The sequence below is a fragment of the Streptomyces sp. NPDC005775 genome (genome assembly GCF_042871565.1).
GTDB lineage: Bacteria > Actinomycetota > Actinomycetes > Streptomycetales > Streptomycetaceae > Streptomyces.
On record NZ_JBIAIU010000003.1, the window covers coordinates 65,875 to 91,245 of the forward strand.

The 25,371-nt window shown below is 71.0% G+C and carries 21 protein-coding genes; 9 read left to right on the forward strand and 12 right to left on the reverse strand.

All coding sequences use genetic code 11. The annotated features are described in order from the left end of the window. Positions 1-36: 36 nt before the first annotated feature. Complete coding sequence (locus ACFYPA_RS07700) at positions 37-2,496, reverse strand: ATP/GTP-binding protein (protein WP_359317113.1); 2,460 nt, start codon at positions 2,494-2,496, stop codon at positions 37-39. 319 nt (positions 2,497-2,815) lie between these two features. Between ACFYPA_RS07700 and gabT the strand changes: the two genes are divergently transcribed. Continuing rightward, on the forward strand, positions 2,816-4,156 hold the full coding sequence (gene gabT / locus ACFYPA_RS07705) for a 4-aminobutyrate--2-oxoglutarate transaminase (RefSeq protein WP_359077677.1): 1,341 nt from the start codon (positions 2,816-2,818) through the stop codon (positions 4,154-4,156). A 383-nt stretch (positions 4,157-4,539) separates the two neighbouring features. Further along, positions 4,540-5,127 carry a phosphatase PAP2 family protein gene (locus ACFYPA_RS07710; protein WP_389130488.1) on the forward strand — a complete coding sequence of 196 codons (588 nt, stop codon included), beginning with the start codon at positions 4,540-4,542 and terminating at the stop codon, positions 5,125-5,127. Here ACFYPA_RS07710 and ACFYPA_RS07715 read toward each other — a convergent pair. The 8 genes from ACFYPA_RS07715 to ACFYPA_RS07750 all read right to left on the reverse strand — a co-directional run bounded on the left by ACFYPA_RS07715 (position 5,112) and on the right by ACFYPA_RS07750 (position 14,786). After that, positions 5,112-6,938 carry a chitinase gene (locus ACFYPA_RS07715; RefSeq protein ID WP_389130490.1) on the reverse strand — a complete coding sequence of 609 codons (1,827 nt, stop codon included), beginning with the start codon at positions 6,936-6,938 and terminating at the stop codon, positions 5,112-5,114. The two genes, ACFYPA_RS07710 and ACFYPA_RS07715, sit on opposite strands and share 16 nt — an antisense overlap. A gap of 63 nt (positions 6,939-7,001) precedes the next feature. Continuing rightward, the gene (locus ACFYPA_RS07720; protein ID WP_359077671.1) at positions 7,002-7,475 is read right to left on the reverse strand and encodes a hypothetical protein; all 474 of its coding nucleotides are present in this window, start codon (positions 7,473-7,475) and stop codon (positions 7,002-7,004) included. Between the two features lie 122 nt (positions 7,476-7,597). Next, entirely contained in the window at positions 7,598-9,013 is a 1,416-nt protein-coding gene (locus tag ACFYPA_RS07725) for an FAD-dependent oxidoreductase (RefSeq protein WP_359317123.1), read from the reverse strand. Positions 9,014-9,036: 23 nt separating this feature from the next. Further along, positions 9,037-9,837 (reverse strand): ABC transporter permease, encoded by an 801-nt coding sequence (locus ACFYPA_RS07730; protein WP_389130493.1) that lies wholly within the window; start codon positions 9,835-9,837, stop codon positions 9,037-9,039. Then, complete coding sequence (locus tag ACFYPA_RS07735) at positions 9,837-10,763, reverse strand: ABC transporter permease (protein WP_359077665.1); 927 nt, start codon at positions 10,761-10,763, stop codon at positions 9,837-9,839. The genes ACFYPA_RS07730 and ACFYPA_RS07735 overlap by 1 nt, the downstream gene beginning before the upstream one ends. After that, positions 10,760-11,908, reverse strand: a complete 1,149-nt coding sequence (locus ACFYPA_RS07740) for an ABC transporter ATP-binding protein (protein ID WP_359077663.1) — start codon at positions 11,906-11,908, stop codon at positions 10,760-10,762. The genes ACFYPA_RS07735 and ACFYPA_RS07740 overlap by 4 nt, the downstream gene beginning before the upstream one ends. Positions 11,909-11,973: 65 nt before the next feature. Then, entirely contained in the window at positions 11,974-13,224 is a 1,251-nt protein-coding gene (locus tag ACFYPA_RS07745; RefSeq protein WP_359317129.1) for a spermidine/putrescine ABC transporter substrate-binding protein, read from the reverse strand. Positions 13,225-13,271: 47 nt separating this feature from the next. Continuing rightward, positions 13,272-14,786 (reverse strand): gamma-aminobutyraldehyde dehydrogenase, encoded by a 1,515-nt coding sequence (locus ACFYPA_RS07750; protein WP_359077660.1) that lies wholly within the window; start codon positions 14,784-14,786, stop codon positions 13,272-13,274. 206 nt (positions 14,787-14,992) lie between these two features. On the opposite strand from ACFYPA_RS07750, the gene ACFYPA_RS07755 reads away from it, so the two are divergent. Further along, positions 14,993-15,598, forward strand: a complete 606-nt coding sequence (locus ACFYPA_RS07755; RefSeq protein ID WP_389130497.1) for an NADAR family protein — start codon at positions 14,993-14,995, stop codon at positions 15,596-15,598. A 104-nt stretch (positions 15,599-15,702) separates the two neighbouring features. On the opposite strand, the gene ACFYPA_RS07760 is transcribed toward ACFYPA_RS07755, so the two are convergent. Then, on the reverse strand, positions 15,703-16,482 hold the full coding sequence (locus ACFYPA_RS07760) for a DUF4190 domain-containing protein (protein WP_389130500.1): 780 nt from the start codon (positions 16,480-16,482) through the stop codon (positions 15,703-15,705). 123 nt (positions 16,483-16,605) lie between these two features. On the opposite strand from ACFYPA_RS07760, the gene ACFYPA_RS07765 reads away from it, so the two are divergent. From ACFYPA_RS07765 to ACFYPA_RS07790, 6 genes are all read left to right on the forward strand, one after another. Continuing rightward, positions 16,606-17,640 (forward strand): adenosine deaminase, encoded by a 1,035-nt coding sequence (locus ACFYPA_RS07765; protein WP_359077654.1) that lies wholly within the window; start codon positions 16,606-16,608, stop codon positions 17,638-17,640. 24 nt (positions 17,641-17,664) lie between these two features. After that, positions 17,665-18,387, forward strand: a complete 723-nt coding sequence (locus tag ACFYPA_RS07770; RefSeq protein ID WP_359077652.1) for a glycerophosphodiester phosphodiesterase — start codon at positions 17,665-17,667, stop codon at positions 18,385-18,387. Positions 18,388-18,451: 64 nt separating this feature from the next. Next, entirely contained in the window at positions 18,452-19,258 is an 807-nt protein-coding gene (locus tag ACFYPA_RS07775; RefSeq protein WP_359077650.1) for an SAM-dependent methyltransferase, read from the forward strand. Continuing rightward, on the forward strand, positions 19,258-20,457 hold the full coding sequence (locus ACFYPA_RS07780) for a histidine kinase (protein WP_359317136.1): 1,200 nt from the start codon (positions 19,258-19,260) through the stop codon (positions 20,455-20,457). Before ACFYPA_RS07775 ends, ACFYPA_RS07780 begins: the two co-directional genes overlap by 1 nt. Next, positions 20,454-21,182, forward strand: coding sequence for a response regulator transcription factor (locus tag ACFYPA_RS07785; RefSeq protein ID WP_359077646.1), 729 nt, complete (start codon positions 20,454-20,456; stop codon positions 21,180-21,182). The genes ACFYPA_RS07780 and ACFYPA_RS07785 overlap by 4 nt, the downstream gene beginning before the upstream one ends. A gap of 84 nt (positions 21,183-21,266) precedes the next feature. Beyond that, positions 21,267-22,466, forward strand: coding sequence for a serine hydrolase domain-containing protein (locus ACFYPA_RS07790; RefSeq protein ID WP_359317139.1), 1,200 nt, complete (start codon positions 21,267-21,269; stop codon positions 22,464-22,466). Between the two features lie 104 nt (positions 22,467-22,570). On the opposite strand, the gene ACFYPA_RS07795 is transcribed toward ACFYPA_RS07790, so the two are convergent. Together ACFYPA_RS07795 and ACFYPA_RS07800 are read right to left on the reverse strand one after the other, a co-directional pair. Next, on the reverse strand, positions 22,571-23,734 hold the full coding sequence (locus ACFYPA_RS07795; protein WP_359317251.1) for an extracellular solute-binding protein: 1,164 nt from the start codon (positions 23,732-23,734) through the stop codon (positions 22,571-22,573). Positions 23,735-23,924: 190 nt separating this feature from the next. After that, positions 23,925-25,364, reverse strand: coding sequence for a gamma-aminobutyraldehyde dehydrogenase (locus ACFYPA_RS07800; protein WP_359317142.1), 1,440 nt, complete (start codon positions 25,362-25,364; stop codon positions 23,925-23,927). Positions 25,365-25,371: the final 7 nt, after the last annotated feature.

Below are 25,371 nucleotides of genomic sequence, written 5' to 3' on the forward strand. Positions count from 1 at the left end.
GGCAGAGTCCCCGTCACCGCCCCTCCCGCGGGACCGTCAGTCGCCCAGCCGCACCAGGAGCGGCGGCGCGTGCTCGCCGCCGACCGTGGTGAGGGAGAGGACCGCGTGGCCGGCCGGCAACTCGTACGCGAGGCCGGAGGCGGACCACCGTTCCCGCTCGACCTGGCGCACGGTCACCGCGTCCGTGGTGACGGCCTTGCCGGTGGCCAGCTTCCGCAGGGCGTGCAGGGCGCGGGTGAGCGGCTGGTCGGCGAAGACGCCGTGCTGGGCGACCTCGCGTACCTCGACCCACTCCTTGCCCCAGGCCTCGGCGAAGCGCTTGCCGTCCCAGGTGGTGACACCGGGGAAAGCCATGGTGCAGCCGACCGCGCCGAGCAGCGCCGTGTGCAGTTCCTCGGGCACGTCGTCCAGGGTACGCAGGGTGAGGACCGCCCCGGCGTTGACGGAGCGCAGCCGGCGGATGCCCCTGACGGTCTCGGCGGTGACGGCGTGGGTGGCGTCGTCCAGGACCAGGCAGACGAAGAGCGAACGGTCGGCCCGGGCGGCGGTGATCGCGTTGAACTGGGCGAGGATCAGACGGGCCAGCACCCGGGACGCCTCGGCGTGGGCGCGTTCCGGCAGGTCGACGCGCACCCGCAGCGGATGCTGCTCCAGGGAGCGCAGCGAGAACGGGCGGGCGTCCGGTCCGGTGGCGAAGAACCCGGCGAACACCGGCCGGTCGAGCACGGCGATCCGGTCGGCGAGGGCGGCGGCGGGGTCACCGGCGCCCCCCGCCTGACGCTGCCGGGCGTCCAGCTCGCGCAGCATCGCGTGGTGGCCGGCCGAGTCCAGGGCCTCGCGCAGCCCGCCCAGCGCGGTGGCGGAGCCTTCGAGGAGTTCACGGAGTTCGGGTACGCCGGGGAAGGTGCCGTGGACGGCACGGTAGGGGCCGAGCAGCTGGCTGAGCGCGGTCGCCGCGCGCCGCGTGTCCAGGGCGGGGAGGTCTCCGGCCAGACCCTCGGCGAGGGCGGCCGCCGCTTCGTCGGGGTCGGTCGTTCCGCCGTACAGGTCGAAGTCGTGCACGGACGCGGGGTCACCGATCCTGACGACGACGTCGTAGGCACCGTCCGGGCCGAGCCGGTCGCCGGCCCCGCCGACGGCGAGCACCGCCGCCTGGCCGGTGAGCGCCCGCAGGGCGAGGGATTCGACGACGGGCCGCACCACCCGTTCCGTCTTGCCCGAGCCGGGCGGCCCGACGACCAGGAGCGAGGTACCCAGCGACGCGGGTTCGAGCGCCATGCCCGAGCCGCGGCGCGCGTAGGGATTGCGTGGGTCGTCGGCGCAGTCGCCGATGCGGACCTGGCCGGTGAGCGGGTCGTGGACGGCGGTGCGCCGGGGCAGGTCCCGGCGGCCCGAGGGGTGGAGATAGGCGTCGGCGCCCATGCGCAGCACGGTGTCGGTGAAGGAGGCGCGCCGGTCGGGGTGGGTGCGGGCGGCGCCCCAGGCGTGGCGCAGCCGTACGCAGTCGATGTCGTTGAGCCGGTCGGCGCGCAGGGCCCCGGTGAGCGCCTCAGCGGCGTCCGTGCTTCCGGCGGCCCGCATTTCGGGCCAGTGGGCGAGGTCCGGGCCGGTCTGCGCGGGAGCGGTCCCGCGCTGCTGCGGGGCGGGGCTGTCGCGCCCGAGCAGAAGGCGCAGTTCCCTCGCCCACGCGCCGGCCCGGGCGAAGGGCCACACGATCGCGACCGCCGCCAGGGCGTAGAGCACCCAGGAGAGCAGCGCGGCCGCGTACTGGTTGCCGCCGGCTTCCTGCACGCTCAGGGGGATGAGGGGGTACAGCAGGGCCATCAGCGGTACGTGCTGGGTGAAGTACAGCCACAGGGCGAGCGCGGCGCCCGCCGCCGCGGCCACCGCCCTGGCCCGGTCCCGCCGCTCACCCGCGTAGTAGCGGAACACGCCCGCCCAGTCGCCGATCCGGGCGGCCCAGAAGCCCAGGCCGACGACCAGGGCCTGGTAGTAGAGCGTGTTGGAGGTGCGCACCACCAGCGGCGCGTCCGCCCGGAGGCTGTGGTAGGGCCACCACTCGGGACCGGTGATGATCTCGATCGGCCAGAACACGTAGGGCACCCTGCGCTCCGTGAGCAGCAGCCACAACAGGAGCCACAGGGCCAGCGTGGCCAGCGGGCCCACCAGCGAGGGGCGCGGCGGCCGTTCGGCGGGCCGCGGCACGTGGGCGTACCGCCAGACACCCGGCTCGGCCTCGGGGCGGGGGGCGTTCAGCCACTCGGCCGTGTCCGCCCGGGCACCGGCGTGCCGGGGCTGCCCGGGGGACGCCGCGGGCCGCTTCGGTACGGCGGGCGGCGGGATCGTCGGAGGGAACGGGGGCGGGGCGACGGGGGGCGGGCCGGGCGGCAGGGCGGGCGGTGGGCCCGCCGGATGCGGCAGGGAGCTCCCGGGCCGTCCGTCGGGCGGCTGCGCACCCCGCGTGCCCCGGGCGCCGTGCGTGCCTTCGTTGTCCATGAACCGTTGCCCCCTGACCAGCCAGGTCCGACCGCTGCCCCGGCCAATCTAGTGCGCGAGCACGGTGAGTTCAGCCAGGCGCCGGATAGTGACGGCCAGGGGCCACGTCGTCCCCGTACGTGCCCCGGTCCGTGGGAGGGGCCCCCGGCGGCTCCCCGCCCCACGTCCCGTACCGCCTTCTGTCCGCCTTCTGCCCGTCTTCTGTCCGTCGCGGACAAGGACACGCGCGCCACCACTCCCGAACGGAGCATGCCGCACCCCCTCCCCCGCCCCTAGCCTGCAGAAAGAGAAGCGTCCGAAACACCCCCAGGAGCCCCGCATGACCGCAATTCCGCAGGAGCGCCGCGTCGTCACCGCCATTCCCGGCCCGAAGTCCGTGGAGCTGCAGGCCCGCCGGCTCGCCGCGGTCGCCGCGGGTGTCGGCTCCACCCTGCCGGTGTTCACCGCCCGCGCGGGCGGCGGGATCATCGAGGACGTGGACGGGAACCGTCTGATCGACTTCGGTTCCGGCATCGCCGTGACGTCCGTCGGCGCCTCCGCCGAAGCCGTCGTGCGCCGCGCCACCGCCCAGCTCGCCGACTTCACCCACACCTGTTTCATGGTGACGCCGTACGAGGGGTACGTCGAGGTCTGCGAGCAGCTCGCCGAGCTCACCCCGGGCGACCACGCGAAGAAGTCCGCGCTGTTCAACTCGGGCGCCGAGGCCGTCGAGAACGCGGTGAAGATCGCCCGCGCCTACACCAAGCGCACCGCGGTCGTCGTCTTCGACCACGGCTATCACGGCCGGACCAACCTCACGATGGCGCTGACGGCGAAGAACATGCCGTACAAGCAGGGCTTCGGCCCGTTCGCCCCGGAGGTCTACCGCGTCCCGGTGGCGTACGGCTACCGCTGGCCGACCGGTGCCGAGAACGCCGGGGCGGAGGCGTCCGCGCAGGCCATCGACGAGATCACCAAGCAGATCGGCGCGGAGAACGTCGCCGCGATCATCATCGAGCCGGTCCTCGGCGAGGGCGGCTTCATCGAGCCGGCGAAGGGTTTCCTGCCGGCGATCGCGCAGTTCGCCGCGGACAACGGCATCGTCTTCGTCGCCGACGAGATCCAGTCCGGCTTCTGCCGCACCGGCCAGTGGTTCGCGTGCGAGGACGAGGGCATCGTCCCGGACCTGATCACGACCGCCAAGGGCATCGCGGGCGGCCTTCCGCTCTCCGCCGTGACCGGCCGCGCCGAGATCATGGACGCCGCGCACGCCGGCGGCCTCGGCGGCACCTACGGCGGGAACCCGGTCGCCTGCGCGGGTGCGCTCGGCGCCATCGAGACGATGCGCGAGCTGGACCTGAACGGGAAGGCGAAGCGCATCGAGGAGGTCATGAAGGGCCGGCTCGCCGAGATGCGGGCGAAGCTGCCCAACGGCGGCCTGATCGGTGACATCCGCGGCCGCGGCGCGATGATCGCGATCGAGCTGGTGAAGGCGGGCACGAAGGACCCGAACCCGGAGGCCGCCGCTCAGCTCGCGAAGGCCTGCCACGCCGAGGGCGTCCTCGTCCTCACCTGTGGCACGTACGGCAACGTCCTGCGCTTCCTGCCGCCGCTGGTGATCGGCGAGGACCTGCTGAACGAGGGGCTCGACGTCCTCGAGCAGGCGTTCGCCGGCGTCTGATCCGCCGGGCACCGGGGGGCGGGGCACGACCATTCCTCCGGGGATGCCCGATGCCCGCGTGAGGGCCTGTGAAGAAGGTGTGCGGGGGCGATGGCGGGATAACGTTCCCGCTGTCGGTCCCCCCATCGCCTGACGTACGGTTTGCGCAGATGAGAGAAACACCCCGCCCGCAGGGGACTGCGGGCGACGCCGGGCCGGAGCTTCCCCAGCGCCGTCCTGGTTGTGCCTTCGCGCACACCACTGGGGCCTCCGGCTCCGGAACTCCTCACCGATCGGATGGCCGCCCGCCCCACACCCCCCGGGGCGCGCGGCACACCGGTCCCACCGTCCGGCCCGGAACAACCCCCCCTGTTCCGGGCCGGACGGCCCTTTTCCTCTCCGTGGTGTCGGCTCTGACGGCCCTGTTCGCGCTCACCACCTGGCAGATCGCGGCCGAGGGTCCGCTGCGCCGCCTGGACGAGCGCACCGGCCGGGCCCTCGTCGGACACGGCCCGGAGCGGCTCACCGAACTCCTCGCCGATCTCGGCAACACGCAGGTCGCCCTCCCGGTCCTCGGCTGCGCGATCGTCTGGTCCCTGCTGCGCGGTGAGCGACGGGCTCCCCTCGCCGCCGTCCTGGCCATGGCGGCGGTGCCGCTGCTCGTCGTCCCGCTCAAGGACTGGATCGCCCGCCCGGGGCCGCTGACCGACGCCACCGGCTACTACCCGTCGGGCCATGCCGCGACGGCCGCCCTGGCGTACGGCGCGGCCGCCCTCCTGCTCTCCCCGTACGTACGGCGCGCATGGATGATGCCCGTCGCCGCCGTCCTGATGACGGTGGCGACGGGCATCGGTCTGGTGCTCCGCGGCTACCACTGGCCCCTCGACGTGGCGGGCAGCTGGTGGCTGTGCGGAGTGCTGCTGGTGGCGCTGCGGGTGCCCGGCCGCCGAAGTGGGCGGCGGACGGCTACGGGCTCTCAGCCACCGAAGTAGGCGTCGAAGTTCTTCGAGAACTCCCAGTTGTTGAAGCGGTCCCAGTTGACGGACCACGTCATCAGCCCGCGCAGCCCCGACCAGGTGCCGTGCGTGGCGTACGAGCCGCAGTCGCTCTTCTTCGTCAGGCAGTTCAGCGCCTTGGTGACCTCGGCGGGCGAGGTGTGTCCGTTGCCGGCCTGGGTGGAGGCCGGAAGGCCGATCGCGACCTGCTCGGGGCGGAGACCGGGGAAGATCTTGGTCTGGTCGCCCGCCACCGGGAAGCCGGTGAGCAGCATGTCGGTCATCGCGATGTGGAAGTCGGCGCCGCCCATGGAGTGGTACTGGTTGTCCAGTCCCATGATGGAGCCCGAGTTGTAGTCCTGGACGTGCAGCAGCGTGAGGTCGTCGCGCAGTGCGTGGATCACCGGCAGATAGGCACCGGCGCGCGGGTCCTGGCCGCCCCACGGCCCGGAGCCGTAGTACTGGTAGCCGAGCTGCACGAAGAAGGTCTCGGGGGCCATGGTGAGGACGAACTTCTCGCCGTACTTGGCCTTGAGGGACTTCACCGCGGAGATCAGGTTGACGACGACGGGTGTGGTGGGGCTGCGGAAGTCGGTGTCGCCGGTGTTCAGCGAGAGGGAGTGGCCCTCGAAGTCGATGTCCAGGCCGTCAAGACCGTACTCGTCGATGATCTTGCTGACCGAGGAGACGAAGGTGTCACGGGCTGCCGTGGTGGCGAGCTGCACCTGGCCGTTCTGGCCGCCGATGGAGATCAGCACCTTCTTGCCCGCGGCCTGCTTGGCCTTGATGGCCGCCTTGAACTCGGCCACGGACTCGACGTTCGGGCATTCGGCGACCGGGCAGAGCGAGAAGCGGATGTCACCGGAGGTGACGGAGGTCGGCTCGCCGAAGGCCAGGTCGATGACGTCCCAGGAGTCCGGCACGTCCGACATCCGGGTGTAGCCGGAGCCGTTGGCGAAGCTGGAGTGCAGGTAGCCGACGAGCGCGTGGGCCGGCAGGTCCCCGCCGCCGCCCGAGCCGCCACCCGCCGTGGTGGTGGCCGGGACCGCGGCGGACTTCGCGGACTCACCGGCCTCGTTGGTGGCGGTGACCTGGAAGCTGTACGCGGTCGAGGCGGTCAGGCCCGTCACGGTCGCCGAGGTACCGGTGACGGAGAGGACCTTCGTACCGCCCCGGTAGACGTTGTAGCCGGTGGCGCCCGTGGCGGCGGTCCAGGACAGCGGGACCGAGGACGAGGTGGGCGTGCCGGCCCTGAGGCCCGCGGGGGCCGCCGGGAGGACGACCGGGTCGCCGCCGGGGCCGACGAGGGTGAGGTCGTCGGCGTAGTACGCGGGGGTTCCGTACCAGCCGTGGGTGTAGACCTTGACCGAGGTGGTCGACGCGCCCGTTTTGAAGGTGGTGGTGAGCTTCTGCCAGGCCCCGGCGGACTGCGTCCAGGTGGACACGTCCGTCGTGCCGGTGTCCTCCGCGCCGAGGTAGACGTAACTGCCCTGCACCCAGGCGCTCAGCGTGTACGTGGAGCCGGGCTTGACCGTCACGGTCTGGGAGCACTTGGCGTTGTCGCTGCCGGCCGGGGTCGCCTTCAGCGCCGAGGTGCCGCCGTGCACGGGCGTGCTGACGGCGACGCCGCTGCCGGCCGTACAGTTCCAGCCGGTCAGGCCGGCCTCGAAGGTGCCGTTGCGTGCCAGATCGGCGTCGGCCGCGGCGGCACTCGGCGCCGTGGCGGCCAGGCCGCCGGCGGCGAGCAGGGCGGCCGAGAAGGCGGCCAGAAGTCCGGTCATGCGGGCGGGGGGTCCCGTGCGTTCCACAACGGCCTCCGTGCAGGGGGGAATTGATGGTGGCGCACAACATGGTCCAGACCAATCAGGTTGTCAAGACCTCTGGCGCCCACCTCCCTGTTCCCGGCCTGCCGCCGCGGCCTCGTGCATCGCCAGTTCCAGCAGCGTGGCGTCGGTGAGCGTGCCGGAACCGTCCGGCGGAATCAGCCAGCGCACCCTGCCGACAACGGCCCGCCCCGGGTGCGGGACGACGATCCAGGTGCCCCGGCCCGCGCCCCGGACCCCCGTGCCCACCCAGCGGGCGACCGTGCCCGGCGGCACGAAGAAGCCCATGCGGGCGTCGCCGAAATCGGTCAGGACCGGTCCCGGCCGGTCGATGAGCCGGGTGAGCACGTCGAGCGTCGGATAGCCCAGCTCCCCCGGGAGGATCAGCACGTCCCATCGCCTGCCGGCCGGCAGGAGCGCGATCCCCCGCGGATCGCGCTCCCACCCCCGCCGGCAGGCGCCGGGATCCGGCGCCACCGCCGCGAGCCACTCGACTGCTGCCTCGACCTCCGAGCCGGTCATGGACGGCCTCCCTACCGTGGTGCACCAGCGGGAGTCGCCGGTGCGTTCACAGGAGAGAGAGCGGTGGGGCCGATCCATTACGCGGGTCTGCTACCCATCGGTAGTGAGCTGGGTCACGCCGCTCAGCTGTCGAACCCGAGGCCCACGCGGTCCATCGTCCGCAGCCACAGGTTGCGGTGGCCGCCGTTGTCGTCCGCCCTGGCCAGCGACCGCTTCGTCAGCTCGATGCCGGCCCATGCGAGGGGCTCCGGCGGGAACGGCATCGGCTTGGTCCGCACCATCTCCAGGGCGGTCCGCTCCGTCGCCGCGCCCCCGAGGAGGTCGAGCATGACATCGGCACCGAACCGGGTGGCCCCGACGCCGAGCCCGGTGAAACCGGCGGCGTAGGCGACCCGGCCCTGATGGGCCGTACCGAAGAACGCGGAAAAGCGGGAACAGGTGTCGATGGCGCCGCCCCAGGCATGACTGAAACGCACGCCCGCCAATTGCGGGAAGCACGCGAAGAACTGCCCGGCGAGCTTCAGGAACGTCTCGGGCCGCTGGTCGAGTTCGGCGCTGAGCCGCCCTCCGTAGGGATAGATCGCGTCGTATCCGCCCCACAGAATCCGGTTGTCCGCGGAAAGCCGGAAGTAGTGGAACTGATTGGCGCTGTCCCCGAGGCCCTGCCGGTTCTTCCAGCCGATGGCGGCGAGCTGGTCCTCGGTCAGCGGCTCGGTCATCAGCGCGTAGTCGTAGACCGGGACGGTGTACGGGCGGACCCGCTTCACGAGCGAGGGGAAGATGTTCGTACCGAGGGCGACGCGGCGGGCGAGGATCCTTCCGTACGGGGTGCGGACCGCCATTCCGGTTCCGGTTCTGGCCAGTTCCAGCCCGCGGGTGTGTTCGTACATCCGCACGCCGAGGTCCAGACATGCCTGCTTCAGGCCCCAGACCAGCTTGGCCGGATGCAGCATCGCGACGCCTCGCCGGTCCCACAGCCCGCCGAGGAATGTCGGTGAGTCGACTTCTGCGCGCAGGGCGTCGCGGTCGAGGAACTCCACCCCGCCGAAGCCGTGCTGTTCGGCCTCCTGCTGCCACTCCCGCAGCTCTTCGAGCTGGTGGGGCTGGGTGGCGACATCGATCTCGCCGGTGCGCTCGAACTCGCAGTCGATGGAGTAGCGGGCCACGGCCTCCTCGATGGCGTCGAGGTTGCGCGCGCCCAGCTCCTCCAGCGTCCCGATCTCGTCGGGCCAGCGCTCCAGCCCGTTGGGCAGTCCGTGAGTGAGGGAGGCCGCACAGAACCCGCCGTTGCGGCCCGAGGCGGCCCAGCCCGTCTCGCGCCCCTCGATCAGTACGACATCACGTTCCGGTTCGCGCTCCTTGGCGAGCAGCGCGGTCCACAGTCCGCTGTAGCCGCCGCCGATGACGAGCAGATCGCAGTGCTCGTCGCCGGTGAGCGCGGGAAGTGCCTCGGGCCTGCCGGGGTCGTCCAGCCAGAACGACACCGGCTTCGCGTCGGCGAGTGAGCGTGCGGCAGTACGCATGGCGGCTGGGGCCATGGTTTCCAACTCCTTCGGGACTTTCAGGGTCGTGCGTTCTTCCGCCGGTTCGCGATCAGCTGGCCGGCGAGGACCACCAGTACCGCGATGACGAACATCGCCGTACCGATGACGTTGATCTGTACGGGCGTGCCGCGCTGCGCCGAGCCCCAGACGAACATGGGGAAGGTGACCGTGGAGCCCGCGTTGAAATTGGTGATGATGAAATCGTCGAAGGAGAGCGCGAAGGCGAGCAGTGCTCCCGCGGCGATTCCGGGGGCGGCGATCGGCAGCGTCACCCGTACGAAGGTCTGGACGGGCCCCGCGTAGAGATCGCGGGCCGCCTCCTCCAGCTTCGGGTCCATCGACATGACGCGCGCCTTGACGGCCGTCACGACGAAGCTGAGGCAGAACATGATGTGCGCGATGAGGATCGTCCAGAAGCCGAGCCGCGCGCCCATGTTGAGGAACAGCGTGAGCAGCGAGGCGGCCATGACGACCTCGGGCATCGCCATCGGCAGGAAGATCAGCGAGTTGATCGCGCCGCGCGCCCTGAAGCGGTAGCGGACCAGGGCGAACGCGATCATCGTGCCGAGCACGGTCGCGCCGACCGTGGCCCAGAGCGCGATCTGGAGCGAGAGCGAGAGCGAGCCGCACATGTCGGCGACGCCGCACGGGTCCTTCCAGGCGTCTGTCGAGAAGCGCTGCCAGGAGTAGTTGAAGCGCCCGTTGGGCTTGTTGAAGGAGAACACCATCACGACGATGTTCGGCAGGATCATGTAGGCGAGGGTCAGCAGACCCGCGATGACGATCAGATGGCGTCGCAGCCTGCGCAGTATGGGCATCAGACCAGGTCCTCCGTCCCGGAGCGGCGGATGTAGAACGTGACCGCGATCAGGACGACCGCCATGAGGATGAAGGAGAGCGCGGCCGCCGTCGGATAGTCGAGGACGCGCAGGAACTGGCTCTGGATGACGCTGCCGACCATCTTGGTGTCGGTGGAGCCCAGCAGTTCCGCGTTGACGTAGTCACCGCTGGCCGGGATGAAGGTCAGCAGCGTCCCGGAGACGACACCCGGCATGGAGAGCGGGAACGTCACCTTGCGGAAGGTGGTGGCGGGGGTGGCGTACAGGTCCCCCGCGGCCTCGTGCAGCCGGCCGTCGATCCGCTCCAGCGAGGTGTACAGCGGAAGGATCATGAACGGCAGGAAGTTGTACGTGAGTCCGCAGACGACGGCCATCGGGGTGGCCAGCACACGGTTGTCCTCGGTCCAGCCGAGCCAGCTGGTGACGTCCAGGACGTGCAGCGTGTTCAGAACGTCGACGACCGCGCCGCCGTCCGCGAGGATCGTCTTCCAGGCGAGCGTACGGATCAGGAAGCTGGTGAAGAACGGGGCGATGACCAGGACCAGCACCAGGTTGCGCCAGCGGCCCGCCTTGAAGGCGATGAGGTAGGCGAGCGGGTAGCCGAGGAGCAGGCACAGGACCGTCGCGGTGCCCGCGTACAGCAGGGACCGGATGAACTGCGGGTAGTAGTCGGTCAGCGCGTCCCAGTACGTCCGGAAGTGCCAGGTGACCTCGAATCCCTTCTCCAGGGATCCCGTCTGTACGGAGGTCGAGGCCTGGTACACCAGCGGCAGTGCGAAGAAGACGACGAGCCACAGGATGCCGGGAAGCAGCAGCCAGTACGGGACGAGGCGCCTGCGGGTGGAGGGCTTGCGCACTTCCGGCTCGGTGGCGGGGGCCGGTGGCGCCTCCTTGGTGAGGCTCACGCCGCGTCCTCCACCGTCTCCACACCGGCGTCGATGTCCTGAGCGGCGTCGAGGCCGAAGGTGTGCGCCGGATTCCAGTGCAGGACGACCTCGGCACCGGTAGTGAGCCGGGTGTCTCTCTCGATGTTCTGCTCGTAGACCTGGAGGGACTTGCCGGCCGGACTCTCCACCACGTACTGCGTGGACACCCCGATGAAGCTGGAGCCGACGATCCGGCCGGTGACCCGGTTACGGCCCTCCGCTATCGCGTCGGAGTCGTCGCGGTGCGCCAGGGATATCTTCTCCGGGCGGATGCCCAGCAGCAGCCTGCCGCCGTTCGCGGTCGGTGACGGACACCGGTCGGCGGGCAGTCGCAGCTTCCCGCCACCGGCCGCTACGACGATGTCCGTGCCGGCGGAGACGACTTCGCCCTCGATGAGGTTCGAGGTGCCGAGGAAGTTGGCGACGAACGTCGTCCGCGGGTTCTCGTAGAGATCGGCGGGGTCGCCGAGCTGCTCGACCCGGCCCGCGTTCATCACCGCGACGGTGTCGGCCATGGTCATGGCCTCCTCCTGGTCGTGGGTGACGTGGATGAACGTGATGCCGACCTCGGTCTGGATGCGCTTGAGTTCGAGCTGCATCTGGCGGCGCAGCTTGAGGTCGAGAGCGCCGAGCGGTTCGTCGAGCAGCAGCACCTGCGGGTGGTTGATCAGGGCGCGGGCGACAGCGACGCGCTGTTGCTGGCCCCCGGAGAGCTGATGGGGCTTGCGCTTCGCGAAGTCGCCGAGCTGGACGAGCTCCAGCATGTCGTCGACCTGCTTCTTGACCGACTTGATGCCGCGCCGCCGCAGTCCGAAGGCGACGTTCTCCGTGATGTCGAGGTGCGGGAACAGCGCGTAGCTCTGGAAGACCGTGTTGACGGGCCGCTTGTAGGGAGGGAGTCCGGTGATGTCCCGGCCGCCGAGCGAGATGGTGCCGGTGGTGGCCTCCTCCAGGCCCGCGATCATCCGCAGGGTGGTGGTCTTTCCGCAGCCGGACGCGCCGAGCAGCGCGAAGAAGGAACCCTGCGGGACGGTCAGGTCGAGCGGCCGGACGGCGGCGAAGGAGCCGTACGTCTTGCTGATCCCGGTGAGGCGGACGTCGCCGCCTGTCTGCTGCTGTGTCATGGATCGCAGTCCCAGTGGTGTCAGAGGGAGATCAGGGGAGTCATCGAGGGAGGAGAAGTGCTGCGTCAGGCGCCGATGAGCTTGGCGAACTTCTCCTCGTACGCCGTCTCTTCCCCGGCGGTCAGGGAGCGGAAGGCGTGCGACTTCGCGGCCATCGCCTTGTCCGGAAGGATCAGCGTGTTGTCGGCCATCGCCTCGTCGATCCCGGCGAGTTCGTCACGGACCCCGTCGACCGGGCAGACGTAGTTGATGTACGCGGCGAGCTGGGCGGCGACCGGGGGCTCGTAGTAGTAGTCCATGAGCTTCTCTGCGTTGGTCTTGTGCCGTGCCCCGGCCGGGATGAGCATGTTGTCGCTGGAGGTGATGTATCCGGCGGCCGGGATGGCGAACTTGATGTCCGGGTTGCCGGCCTGGAGCTGGATGATGTCTCCGGCCCAGGCGACGCAGGCGGCGATGTCGCCCTTGTCGAGGTCCGCCGTGTAGTCGTTGCCGGTGAAGCGGCGTATCTGGTTCTTGTCGACGCCCTTCTGCATCCGGCCTATCGCGGCGTCGTAGTCGGCGTCGGTGAACTTCCCGGGGTCCTTGCCCATGTCGAGCAGGGTCATGCCGACGGAGTCGCGCATCTCGGAGAGGAAGCCGACCCGGCCCTTGAGCTTGGGGTCGTCGAGCAGCTGCGTCACGGAGTCGACCTTGCGGCCGCCGGTCGCCTTCGCGTTGTACGCGATGACGGTCGGGATGCCGGTCCAGGGGTAGGAGTAGGCGCGGCCCGGGTCCCAGTCCGGGGTGCGGAACTGGGGCGAGAGGTTGGCGAAGGCGTGCGGCAGGTTCGCCGGGTCGAGCTTCTGGGCCCAGCCGAGCCGGATGATGCGGGCGGCCAGCCAGTCGGTGACGATGATCAGGTCGCGGCCGGTGTCCTGGCCGGCCGCGAGCTGCGGCTTGATCTTCCCGAAGAACTCGACGTTGTCGTTGATGTCCTCGGTGTACTTGACCTTGATCCCGGTGCGCTCGGTGAACGCTTCCAGGGTGGGCCGGTGCTTCTCGTCCTCGCTGACGTCCATGTACTCGGTCCAGTTGGAGAAGTTGACCTGCTTCTCCTTGGCCGAGTGGTCGTCCGAGGCCGTCGCCGCGTCGCCCTCGCGTTTGGCGGCGGGGATGCCGCACGCGCTCAGCGTCCCCAGACCGCCGATCGCGAGCGCGCCCATGCCTGAGGCGCGCAGCAGCGATCGGCGGGTGAGGGCTCCCCTGCCGTTGGCCAGACTCCGGCGCATCGCGGCCAGCTGGGCCGCCGAGAGACGCTCGGGCTCGTAACTCTCCATACGCGTTGCCCTTTCGGGTGGGTGTGCGGCCGGACCGGCCGGCCGGGTTATCGGTCCCCGAAGATCGTGCGGTGCCAGTCCTTCCGGGCGACCGCGGTGTTGTCGTACATCACGTGCTTGACCTGCGTGTACTCCTCGAAGGAGTACGACGACATGTCCTTGCCGAAGCCGCTGGCCTTGTATCCGCCGTGGGGCATCTCGCTGATGATCGGAATGTGGTCGTTGATCCACACACAGCCCGCCTTGATCTCGCGGGTGGCGCGGTTCGCGCGGTACAGATCGCGGCTCCAGGCGGAGGCGGCGAGTCCGTAAGGGGTGTCGTTGGCCAGCGCGATGCCCTCGTCGTCGGTGTCGAAGGGGAGCACGACCAGGACCGGTCCGAAGATCTCGGACTGGACGATCTCGCTGTCCTGCGCGGCACCCGCGACCAGGGTCGGCCGGTAGTAGGCGCCGGCCTCCAGTTCACCGCCGGGGGCCTCGCCGCCGGTGACGACGGTGGCGTAGGCGCGGGCGCGCTCGACGAAGCCGGCGACCCGGTCGCGCTGGGCGTGGCTGATCAGCGGGCCGAGGTCGGTCTTCGGGTCGAACGGGTCGCCGAGGCGGACGGTCTCCATCAGCGCGGCGACGCCCTGGACGAAGGCGTCGTAGAGCGGGCGCTGGACGTAGGCGCGGGTGGCCGCCGTGCAGTCCTGGCCGGTGTTGATGAGGGATCCGGCGACGGCTCCGTTGACCGCGGCCTCCAGGTCGGCGTCGTCGAAGACCACGAACGGGGCCTTGCCGCCGAGTTCGAGGTGGAGGCGCTTGACGGTGGAGGTGGCGATCTCCGCGACGCGCTTGCCGACCGCGGTGGAGCCGGTGAACGAGGTCATCACCACATCGGGGTGGCCGACGAGGTGTTCACCCGCGTCCCTGCCGGCGCCGGTGACGATGTTGATCACGCCGTCCGGGATGCCGGCCTCGGTGGCCGCCTGGGCGAACATCAGCGAGGTCAGCGGGGTGATCTCGGCGGGCTTGAGCACGATGGTGTTGCCGGCGGCGATGGCCGGGAGGACCTTCCAGGCGGCCATCTGGAGCGGGTAGTTCCAGGGGGCGATGGAGCCGATGACCCCGATCGCCTCACGCCGCACGTACGAGGTGTGGTCGCCGTCGTACTCGGCGGCGGACTTCCCCTCCAGGTGACGGGCGGCGCCGGCGAAGAAGGAGGTGTTGTCGACCGTGCCGGGGACGTCGAACCCGGTGGAGAGCTTGACCGGCTTCCCGCACTGGAGGGACTCCGCGTACGCGAAGTCGTCCGCCTGCCCGGCGAGGACGGCGGCGAAGCGGTGCATGGCCTCGGACCGCTCGGCCGGGGTGGCTCCGGACCAGCCGGGGAACGCCTCGCGCGCCGCGGCGACGGCCGCGTCCACGTCGGCGGTCCCTGCCAGTTCGTAGGTGTAGACGGTGTCACCGGTGGCCGGATTCACCACCTCCTGCCTGCGTCCCGAGGTGCCGGACCGCAGCCTTCCGCCGATGTACTGCGCGCCGTCCGCGAAACGGTCCTGCACCTGGAAGTCGTTGCCCATCACGTTCTCCTCCGCCACCGTCCCGCAGACCGGGGGCGGCGTAGCTTCTGCCCGAGTTGAGTGCCGATCCTGACAGAGGGGACCGAGCCCAACAAGTGATTCCGTTGTTGCCTTTTGGTTACGCGACGGAATCTGTCGACCATGTGTCGTGTCGAGAAGGGCTACCCCGTACGGAGTGTCAGTGGCGGATGCCAGACTCGCGTGTCATGGAACACATCGGGGATGTCCGGGACGTCGACGCTCTCGTGGCGCGGGCCGGCGCGGGCGACAGGGTGAAGTACCTGCTGTTCTGGGGGCACCGGCCGCGCCCGGACGGCCGGATCGGTGCGAGCTGCCTCAGTCAGTGGTGGCCGTCACCGTTCACGGTCGACGGGGTGACCTATGCGTCGGCCGAGCACTGGATGATGGCCGGCAAGGCGAGGCTGTTCGGTGACGCGGAGGCCGCGGAGCAGGCGGTGGCGGCGAAGAGCCCGGCCGAGGCGAAGAAGGTGGGCCGCCTGGTCCGCGATTTCGACGCGGCCGTCTGGGAGCGGGAGCGGTACGGGCTGGTGGTCGCGGGCAGCGTCCACAAGTTCGGCCAGGACCCGGAGCTGTGCGATTTCCTGCGGGGCACGGGCGACCGGGTGCTGGTGGAGGCGAGCCCCATGGACCGGATCTGGGGGATCGGACTCGCGGCGGACGATCCGCGGGCGCAGGATCCGGCGACGTGGCGGGGTCTGAATCTGCTGGGGTTCGCGCTGATGGAGGCGCGGGCCGCGCTGCGGGACGGCGAGGGCGGAGCTCGGGGACAGGGCGGGACGGACAGGATATGAAACGGCCCGTGGGGCGGTGGGAGGGTTCCCATCGCCCCACGGGCCGTTTCGCGCGCACGGCGCCGGTCGACGTCCGGGGCCGAACGGCTCCCGGCCTTCGAGTCCTACGGGTGCGTCACCTCGACGACCAGCGACGTCGACTCGTAGATCGAACCGCTGTCGGAGTCCGAGTCGAAGTCGTCGTTGGTGACGGCCCAGATGAAGAACCCCAGGAATGCCGCGCTGACGACGATGCCGATCGAGCCGAGGATGATCCCGGCCAGCGCCACCCCGCCGTTGTTGGCCTCACCCTTGGTGACCCGACCCCGGCCTATCAGACCGAAGATCAGCGCGAGCACCCCGAGGATGATGCCGAGGCCGTACATGCAGAAACCGGCCACCGAGATGATGCCGAGCACCAGGGAGGCGATGCCCATCCCGTTCGCGGGGCCGGGCCCGCCCCAGGCGTTCTGGCCGTACCCGGGGTATCCCGGGTAGCCGCCGTACTGCGGGCCCGGCTGGGCCGGGTAGCCGTACTGCGGCTGCGGGGGAGCCGGGTAGCCGTACTGCCCCACGGGCGGCGGCTCCGCGTGCCCGGGACCGTTCGGCCCGACCGGCGGTGGCGGCACCGCCCCCGGGTCCTGCCAGGGGCCGGGGCCCGTCGGCGGCTGCCCCTGACCGGGCGGGCCGAAGCCGGCCGCGGGGATCGGACCCGTTCCGGCGTTCGGCACTGAGGTGACCGTCCGCTGGTCGTGCACGGCCGGCGGGCGGGGCTCCCCTGGTACGGCGTCCGACGGGGCGCCGGGTCCCCCGGTGTTCTTCTCCAACGGCACTCTGTTGTCCGGCGGAGCCCACGGATCGCGCGGCACGGACCCGTCCGCGGGCCGTTCTGAGCTGTCTGACATGGGCCTCCCCCATCGTGATGCCCGTCATGCTACGGGCCGCCCCCGTCCTACGATGACTCCCGTCCCCTGCCCGGTCCCCCGACGTACCGGGTCTCGCACCACCCCCTGCCCCCGGAGGATCCGATGACCGATCTGCACCCCTTCATCGCGGGGCTGCCCAAGGCCGAGCTCCACGTCCACCACGTCGGCTCGGCCTCGCCCCGCATCGTCGCCGAACTGGCCGCGCACCACCCCGACTCCAAGGTCCCCACCGCCGCCGAGGCGTTGGCCGACTACTTCTCCTTCACCGACTTCGGCCACTTCATCGAGGTGTACCTCTCGGTCGTGGACCTGATCCGCACCCCGGAGGACGTCCGGCTGCTGACGTTCGAGGTCGCGCGTGACATGGCGAGGCAGAACATCCGCTACGCGGAGCTGACCGTCACCCCCTTCTCCTCCACCCGCCGCGGCATTCCCGAGCAGGCCTTCATGGAAGCCATCGAGGACGCCCGCAAGGCCGCCGAGTCCGAGCTCGGGGTCGTACTGCGCTGGTGCTTCGACATTCCCGGCGAGGCCGGCCTGGAGGCCGCGGAGGAGACCACCCGCCTCGCCGTGGACCTGCGGCCCGAGGGGCTCGTCTCCTTCGGTCTCGGCGGCCCCGAGATCGGCGTGGACCGGCCCCAGTTCAAGCCCTACTTCGACCGGGCGATCGCCGAGGGCCTGCACTCCGTCCCGCACGCCGGGGAGACCACGGGGCCGCAGACCGTCTGGGACGCGCTGACCTCGCTGCGCGCCGAGCGCATCGGCCACGGCACCAGTTCGGTGCGCGACCCGAAGCTGCTGGCCCATCTCGCCGAGCACCGCATCGCGCTGGAGGTGTGCCCCACCTCCAACATCGCGACCCGGGCGGTCGCGGACATCGAGCAGCACCCGGTCAGGGAGATGGTGGAGGCCGGCGTCCTGGTCACCATCAACAGCGACGACCCGCCCATGTTCGGTACCGACCTCAACAGCGAGTACGCGGTGGCGGCCCGTCTCCTGGGGCTCGACGAGCGGGGCCTCGCCGCGCTCGCGAAGAACGCCGTCGAGGCGTCCTTCCTCGACGCGGCCGGCAAGCGCACGCTGTCCGCCGAGATCGACACGTACACGACGGACTGGCTGGAGCACACCGGTCGGTGAGCTCTCGGTGGTGACAATGTCCCCATGGCCACCCCTGTCACCCCCGTTGCCCCCGTCACCGCCGTCGCGCACCGCGGCGATCCCTACCGGGTCCGTGAGAACACGCTCGCCTCGATCCGCTCCGCCCTCCAGCGGGGGGCGGACGCGGTCGAGGTCGACGTCCGGATCACCCGCGACGGTGTGCCGGTCCTGCTGCACGACGCCACGCTGGAGCGGCTGTGGGGTCATGACGTGCGACTGGACCGGCTCACCCATCACGAGCTGACCGAGCTGACCGCCGGCGCGGTGCCGACCCTGCGCGAGGCCCTGCTCGCCGCCGGGGCGCACCGCCTCATGCTCGACCTGCCCGGCTCCACCGACGCATCCGTACGAGCGACCGTCGGCGTGGTCCGTGAGTGCGGGGCCGGCGAGCGCTCCTACTACTGCGCGGGCCCCGAGGCGATGCTGCGGGTGCGGGCCGCCGACCCCTCCGCCGAGATCGCGATGACCTGGACGACGCTCGCGCCGCCCCGCGCGGCGCTGCTGGACGCGGTGCGGCCGCGCTGGCTGAACTACCGCTTCGGTCTGGTGAGCCCGGAGCTGACGGACCGCAACCACCGGGACGGGCTGCTGGTGTCGGCGTGGACGGCGGACACCGGCCGCACCATGCGCCGCCTGATCCGGCAGGGCGTGGACTCCATCACCACGAACCGGATCGACGTCCTGCACAGGATGATTCTCAACTCGACGAGCGACGAGGGTTCTTGACCGTTCCGGCATCATGTACGGGACCTCATCGTCCCGATGCCAGGCCGGCGCCAAGGAGTCAGCAGTGACCGCCCCCCGCAGCAATCCGCTTCCCGCCCGCGTCCGTTCCGACGTCGCCCACAACGCCCGGGTCTGGAACTACTGGCTCGGCGGCAAGGACCACTTCCCGGTGGACCGGGCCGTAGGTGACCGGGTCACCGGCATGTATCCGAGCATCGGCGAAGTGGCGCGGGCGGACCGGGCGTTCCTCGGGCGGGCGGTCCGGTACCTGGCCGGGGACGCGGGCATCGGCCAGTTCCTGGACATAGGCACCGGCCTGCCGACGGCGGACAACACCCACGAGGTGGCCCAGCACACCGCGCCCGACGCCCGCGTCGTCTACGTCGACAACGACCCGATCGTCCTCGCCCACGCCCGTTCGCTCCTCACCAGCTCGCCGGAGGGCGCGACCGAGTACATCGACGCGGACGCCCGGCACCCGGACCGGATCCTGCGGGCCGCTCAGCCCACGCTCGACCTGGAGCGCCCGGTGGCGGTCATGCTGCTGGGCATCCTGAACTTCGTCCTGGACACGGACGAGGCGCTGCGGATCGTCCGGCAGCTGATGGACGCGGTGCCGTCCGGCAGCTATCTGGTCCTCACGCACCCCACGCTGGAGCTGGGCGGCGAGGGCAACGAGGCCGCGATGCGGTTCTGGAACGAGAACGCCACGCCTCCGATCACCGCACGCGGCCGGTTCGAGTTCGCCGCGTTCCTGGACGGGCTGGACATCGTCGATCCGGGCATCGTCTCGTGCGCGCGCTGGCGCCCGGGCTCCGGCCCGGCCGGCGCCGAGGTCGCCCAGTTCGGCGCTGTGGCACGGAAGCCCTGATGCGTCTGCGTGACCTCACGGCGAAAGCGCTCGGGGCCGGGCCACGCACCGTCGACCTGCTCATCGCGCTGCTGGTCCTGACCGCCATGACGATGCCGTTCGTCGTTCCGCGCGCCCCGGAACTGCCGGAGGCGACGTGGACGGCGTACGGCCTGACCACCCTGACGGTGGTGCCGTTGGTGGCCCGCCGCCGGGCGCCGGTCGCGGTCCTCCTTGCCGTGCTCGTGGCCGGCGGGCTGTACAAGTTCGCCGTCGACGGTCCGGGCCAGCCGCTGCCGTACACCGGTCTCGTGGCGTTCTACACGGTGGCCGAACTCTCCTCGCCGCCGAAGCGGATCGGGATCGCGGCGCTCACCGCACTGGCGGTGCTGGCCTCGGTCGGTCTCGACGGCAACGCCCTGCGGGAGCTCCTGTTCTCCCTCTTCGTGTTCGCCGCGGCCTACGCCTTCGGCCGGCTCGCCGTGACGCGCAAGGCCTATCTGCGGGCCGTGGAGGACCGGGCGCGTCAGCTGGAGCTGACGCACCGCATCGAGGCCGAGCAGGCCGCCGCCCGCGAACGGGCCCGGATCGCCCGGGAGATGCACGACATCCTGTCCCATGCGGTGAGCCTGATGATCGTGCAGGCGGAGGCCGGCCCGGTGGCGGTGCGGACGGCGCCGGAGCGGGCCGAGGCGGCCTTCGACGCGATCTCGGAGACGGGCCGGGACGCGATGGTGCAGTTACGCCGGATGCTCGGCCTGCTCCGTGAGGACGAGGGCGCGCCGGACGCCCCGCGCGAGCCGCAGCCCGCGCTGGACGGGCTGCCCGGTCTGGTGGAGCGGGTCCGGGCGGGCGGTCCGGCGGTCTCGTACGAGGTCACGGGCGATGCCAGGCCGCCCGGCCTGGCGGTCGAGGCCACGCTCTACCGGATCGTGCAGGAAGCCCTGACGAACGTGGTCAGACATGCGGACGCGGCCTCGGTCCGGGTGCGGCTGGAGCACGGCCCCGACGCGCTGACCCTCACGGTCACCGACGACGGACGCGGCCCCGGCGGCGGATCGGGGCTGGGACTCACCGGCATCCGGGAGCGCGCCGCCGCGCACGGGGGCACGGCCCGCACCGGTCCCGGCCCGGACGGCAGGGGCTTCCAAGTCGGGGTGACGATTCCGCACCCGCGGCCGGAGACCGTACCGGGACGACCGACAGGGGTGGGGCGGTGACGATCCGCGTGGTGGTGGCGGACGACCAGGAACTGGTGCGCAGCGGCTTCGCGATGATCCTTGACGCGCAGCCCGGCATCGAGGTGGTGGCCGAGGCCGGCGACGGCGCTTCGGCGGTCGAAGCGGTGCGGCGGCTGGCTCCCGAGGTGGCGCTGCTCGACATCCGGATGCCCGGCATGGACGGCATCGAGGCGTGCCGCGCCATCACGGCCGGGAGCGCCTGCCGGACGGTCATGCTGACCACGTTCGACTCGGACGAGTACGTCTACGAGGCGTTGCACGCGGGTGCGAGCGGTTTCCTGCTCAAGGACGTCCGCCGCGACGACCTGGTGCACGCGGTACGGGTGGTGGCGGCCGGGGACTCGCTGCTGGCGCCGTCGGTGGCCCGCCGGCTGATCGCCGCGTACACCTCGCGTCCGCCCGCCGCGGCCGTGGAGCCGTCGGCGCGCCTGGACGTGCTGACCGCGCGGGAACACGAGACGCTGCTCCACCTGGCGCGCGGGCTGTCGAACGCGGAGATCGCGGCCGCGCTGGTCGTCAGCGAGCACACGGTGAAGACGCATGTCGGCAATGTGCTGTCCAAGCTGGGCCTGCGCGACCGGATCCAGGCGGTGATCTGCGCGTACGAGAGCGGTGTCGTCTCTCCCTCCCCGGAGGGAGGACCGGCCGCTTCCTCCCCCGCGCAGGGGAGGAAGCCTCCCCCGAGGAAACCCTCGGACGGGTGATCCGCCCGGAGGCGTGAATCAACAGGATGGATCCCATCAGCAGTTGGGAACTCCACCCGATTCCACGCCCAGGAGGCACCGGACATGAACGCCCGTACGTCCCGCACCGTCATCGCGGCCGCCCTGCTCCTCGGCATCGCCGCGGGCCCCGCCTCACCGGCCCTGGCTGCGGCCGCCGCACCGGCGGCGCGCCAAGCCGCACCGCGGTCACCGGCCGTCGGGGCATCCGACGCGGCTGCGCTGCGCGCCGCGATCCGCGGGCTGCCGAAGGACGACGCCACGGCCGCACTGGTGCGCGTATCGGGCACGGCGGGTGTCTGGCGGGGCAGCTCCGGCGTCCACGACCTGGCTTCCGCCCGGCCGGCGGACCCGGCCGGGCGCTTCCGGGTCGGTTCGGTCACCAAGGTCTTCACGGCGGCCGTGGTGCTCCAGTTGGCGAGCGAGGGCAGGGTCGGCCTGGACCGGCCGGCCCGGCACTATCTGCCCGACCTGATCCCGGCGACGTACGGGAAGGTCACGGTGCGCCAGCTGTTGAACCACACCAGCGGCATCCCGTCCGTGGACCCGGGCAACGGCGACACGCTGGAGGACTGGTACGCGCACCGCTTCGACCTGATCGACCCGGCGGACGTGGTGCGCGAAGCCACCGCGCACCGGCCGGACTTCGCGCCCGGCACCCAGCAGCACTACGCCAACATCGGCTCCACCGTGGCGGGCCTGCTGATCGAGCGGGTCACCGGTGACACGTACGCCTCCCAGGTCTCGCGCCGCGTCCTTGAGCCGCTGCGCCTGAACGACACCTACTTCCCCGGCACCGATCCGTCGATACGCGGACGGCACAACCACGGCTACCAGGTCTTCGGCACGGAGGGCGAGCTGCGCGATGTGACGGTGTGGGGTGCGAGCGACGCCTGGGCGGCGGGGGACCTGATCTCGACCACGGCCGATCTGGAGCGGTTCACCCGGGCGCTGTTCGGCGGGCAGGTCGTGCGCGGACCGCTGCTGGAGGAGATGTTCACCCTGCCCGACGCCTCGGTGCGGGAGTACGGCACGGGCAAGCCCGCCGCGTTCGGCGCGGGTCTCTCCGTGATGACCCTGGGCGGGCGCCAGGTCTGGGGCAAGACGGGCGGACGCTGGGGATACAACACCGCCATCGCGGCCACCCGTGACCTCTCCCGGACCCTCGTCTACAGCGTCAACGCGACGGACGCGAAGGGGGACGGCATGAATCCCACCGCGCAGAACATCGTGGTGGCCGCGTTCGGCGCCCCCTCTGCCGGGTGATTCAGGCCGCCGGGGCGGCCGCTCCGTCGGGCGCCGGCTCCGGTGTCCGCGGGACGGTGGCGTACGCCCGCATACCGGCCCTCTACGCCACCCGTGACAGGGCTTCACAAGCCGACGATGGAGTTCCACTTCTTGGCGAATTCGGCCCGCTCCTCCGAGGTGATGTCGCGGGCGATCGCCAGCCGTTCGCGCATGTCACCGTCGGGGAAGATCAGCGGGTCCTCGGCCAGCGCGGCGGTTTCCTCGTCCTTGGAGGAGGCCAGGACGTCCCTGGCGGCGGGGACGGGGCAGACGTAGTTGACCCAGGTGGCCAGCTCGGCGGCCACCTCGGGCTCGTAGTAGTGGTCGATGAGCTTCTCCGCATTGCGCTTGTGGCGGGCGAGGTTGGGGATCATGAGTGATTCCGCCCAGAGCTCGGCCCCCTCCTCGGGCACCACGAACTCGATGTCGGGGTTGTCCGCCTGGAGCTGGATGACGTCGCCGGAGTAGGCCTGGCAGGCGAGTACGTCTCCGGTGGAGAGGTCCTTGATGTAGTCGTTCCCGGTGAAGCGGCGGATGTGCTTGCTCTTCACGAGCTTCTCCACCTGGTCGCAGATGTCGTGGAAGTCGTCGCTCCTCCAGCGGGTGATGTCGACACCGTTGCCCTGCATCAGCAGGGCGAAGGACTCGTCGAGCCCGGACAGGAGGGTGACCTTGCCGCGCAGGTCGGGGGCCCACAGGTCGCTCGTGTGCCTGATCTCCCGGCCGAGCCGCTCGCGGTTGTACGCGATGCCGGTGATGCCGGACTGCCAGGGGACGCTGTGGGTCCGGCCCTCGTCGAAGGCGGGCGAGCGGAGCTGCGGGTCGAGGTACTTCGTCACGTTGGGCTGCTTCGCCCGGTCCATCTCCTGGACCCAGCCCAGCCGGACGAAGCGCGCGGCCATCCAGTCGCTGATGACGATCAGGTCGCGGCCGGTCTGCTGGTGGTTCATCAGGGCGGGGCTGATCTTCCCGAAGAACTCGTCGTTGTCGTTGATCTCCTCGGTGTACGTCACGGAGATCCCGGTCCGCTCGCTGAACGCGTCGAGGGTGGGCCGCTTCGACTCGTCCTCGTCGTCGGTGTCGATGTAGAGGGGCCAGTTGGCGAAGTGCAGGGTGTGGTCGCCGGCGGAGTCGTCGCGTCCGGCACGGTCACCCGGCTCCACATAGGCGGCGGGGACGCCGCAGCCTGCCGACGTGACGCCGGCCGCTCCCGCCCCGAAGGCGCGGAGCAGGGACCGGCGGGACATGAGGTGGTTCGGGATCGCTCGCACCCGCGCAGAATGCCGGTCGGCCGGCGTCGCGGGCAATGGACCAACCGTCCAGCGGTACCCGTCCCGCACGCACACCCTGTCGAGGGGGTGGTCCACGGAAACGGGTACGGCCCCGGGCACTCGCACAGTGCGCCCGGGGCCGTACCCGTACCGACTGCCGCGACGGTCAGCCGTCGAGGGAGGTCATGACGTGCTTGATGCGGGTGTAGTCCTCGAAGCCGTAGGCGGAGAGGTCCTTGCCGTAGCCGGACTTCTTGAACCCGCCGTGCGGCATCTCGGCGACGAGCGGGATGTGGGTGTTGATCCACACGCAGCCGAAGTCGAGGTTCTTGGACATCCGCATGGCGCGGGCGTGGTCCTTGGTCCAGACGGAGGAGGCCAGCGCGTACTCGACGCCGTTCGCCCACTCCAGGGCCTGGGCCTCGTCCGTGAACGACTGGACGGTGATGACCGGGCCGAAGACCTCGTGCTGGATGATCTCGTCGTCCTGCTTGAGCCCGGAGACGACCGTCGGGGCGTAGAAGTAGCCCTTCTCGCCCACCCGGTGGCCACCGGCCTCGACCTTGGCGTGCGCGGGGAGCCGCTCGATGAACCCGCTGACCTGGGCGAGCTGGTTGGCGTTGTTGAGCGGGCCGTAGAGCACGTCCTCGTCGTCCGGCTGCCCGGTCTTCGTGTCGGCGGCGGCCTTGGCCAGCGCGGTGACGAACTCGTCGTGGATCGACTCGTGGACGAGAACACGGGTCGCGGCCGTGCAGTCCTGGCCGGCGTTGAAGTAGCCCGCGACCGAGATGTCCTCCACCGCCTTGGCGATGTCGGTGTCCTCGAAGACGACGACGGGGGCCTTGCCGCCGAGCTCCAGGTGGACCCGCTTGACGTCCTTGGCTGCGGACTCGGCGACCTGCATGCCGGCCCGGACCGAACCGGTGATGGAGGCCATGGCCGGGGTCCGGTGCTCGACCATCGCGCGACCGGTGTCGCGGTCGCCGCAGACGACGTTGAAGACGCCCTTCGGCAGGATCTGCCCGATGATCTCGGCGATCAGCACGGTCGACGCCGGAGTGGTGTCGGACGGCTTGATGACGACGGTGTTGCCCGCGGCGAGCGCCGGAGCGAACTTCCACACGGCCATCATCATCGGGTAGTTCCACGGCGCGACCTGCGCACAGACACCGACCGGCTCGCGGCGGACGATGGAGGTCAGGCCCTCCATGTACTCGCCGGCCGAGCGGCCCTCCAGCAGCCGGGCGGCGCCCGCGAAGAAGCGGATCTGGTCCACCATCGGCGGGATCTCTTCGGTGCGGGTCAGCCCGATCGGCTTGCCGGTGTTCTCGGACTCGGCCGCGATAAGGTCCTCGGCGCGCTCCTCGAAGGCGTCCGCGATCTTCAGCAGGGCACGCTGACGCTCGGCGGGCGTGGCGTCGCGCCACGCGGGGAAGGCGGCAGCGGCGGCGTCCATGGCGGCATCGACGTCGGCCTCGCCGGACAGCGGGGAGGTCGCGTAGACCTCCTCCGTCACCGGGTTGACCACATCGATGGTCCGCCCGTCGGCGGCGTCCCGGAACTCGCCATTGATGTAGTTGCGCAGACGGCGCACCTCGGTGGTCACAACCACC

Coding starts and splice junctions, on each gene's coding strand:
- ACFYPA_RS07700 (WP_359317113.1), bottom strand. CDS start 2,496: ATGGACAACGAAGGCACGCACGGCGCCCGGGGCACGCGGGGTGCGCAG.
- gabT (WP_359077677.1), top strand. CDS start 2,816: ATGACCGCAATTCCGCAGGAGCGCCGCGTCGTCACCGCCATTCCCGGC.
- ACFYPA_RS07720 (WP_359077671.1), bottom strand. CDS start 7,475: ATGACCGGCTCGGAGGTCGAGGCAGCAGTCGAGTGGCTCGCGGCGGTG.
- ACFYPA_RS07725 (WP_359317123.1), bottom strand. CDS start 9,013: ATGGCCCCAGCCGCCATGCGTACTGCCGCACGCTCACTCGCCGACGCG.
- ACFYPA_RS07730 (WP_389130493.1), bottom strand. CDS start 9,837: ATGCCCATACTGCGCAGGCTGCGACGCCATCTGATCGTCATCGCGGGT.
- ACFYPA_RS07740 (WP_359077663.1), bottom strand. CDS start 11,908: ATGACACAGCAGCAGACAGGCGGCGACGTCCGCCTCACCGGGATCAGC.
- ACFYPA_RS07745 (WP_359317129.1), bottom strand. CDS start 13,224: ATGGAGAGTTACGAGCCCGAGCGTCTCTCGGCGGCCCAGCTGGCCGCG.
- ACFYPA_RS07750 (WP_359077660.1), bottom strand. CDS start 14,786: ATGGGCAACGACTTCCAGGTGCAGGACCGTTTCGCGGACGGCGCGCAG.
- ACFYPA_RS07755 (WP_389130497.1), top strand. CDS start 14,993: ATGGAACACATCGGGGATGTCCGGGACGTCGACGCTCTCGTGGCGCGG.
- ACFYPA_RS07760 (WP_389130500.1), bottom strand. CDS start 16,482: ATGTCAGACAGCTCAGAACGGCCCGCGGACGGGTCCGTGCCGCGCGAT.
- ACFYPA_RS07765 (WP_359077654.1), top strand. CDS start 16,606: ATGACCGATCTGCACCCCTTCATCGCGGGGCTGCCCAAGGCCGAGCTC.
- ACFYPA_RS07770 (WP_359077652.1), top strand. CDS start 17,665: ATGGCCACCCCTGTCACCCCCGTTGCCCCCGTCACCGCCGTCGCGCAC.
- ACFYPA_RS07780 (WP_359317136.1), top strand. CDS start 19,258: ATGCGTCTGCGTGACCTCACGGCGAAAGCGCTCGGGGCCGGGCCACGC.
- ACFYPA_RS07790 (WP_359317139.1), top strand. CDS start 21,267: ATGAACGCCCGTACGTCCCGCACCGTCATCGCGGCCGCCCTGCTCCTC.
- ACFYPA_RS07795 (WP_359317251.1), bottom strand. CDS start 23,734: ATGTCCCGCCGGTCCCTGCTCCGCGCCTTCGGGGCGGGAGCGGCCGGC.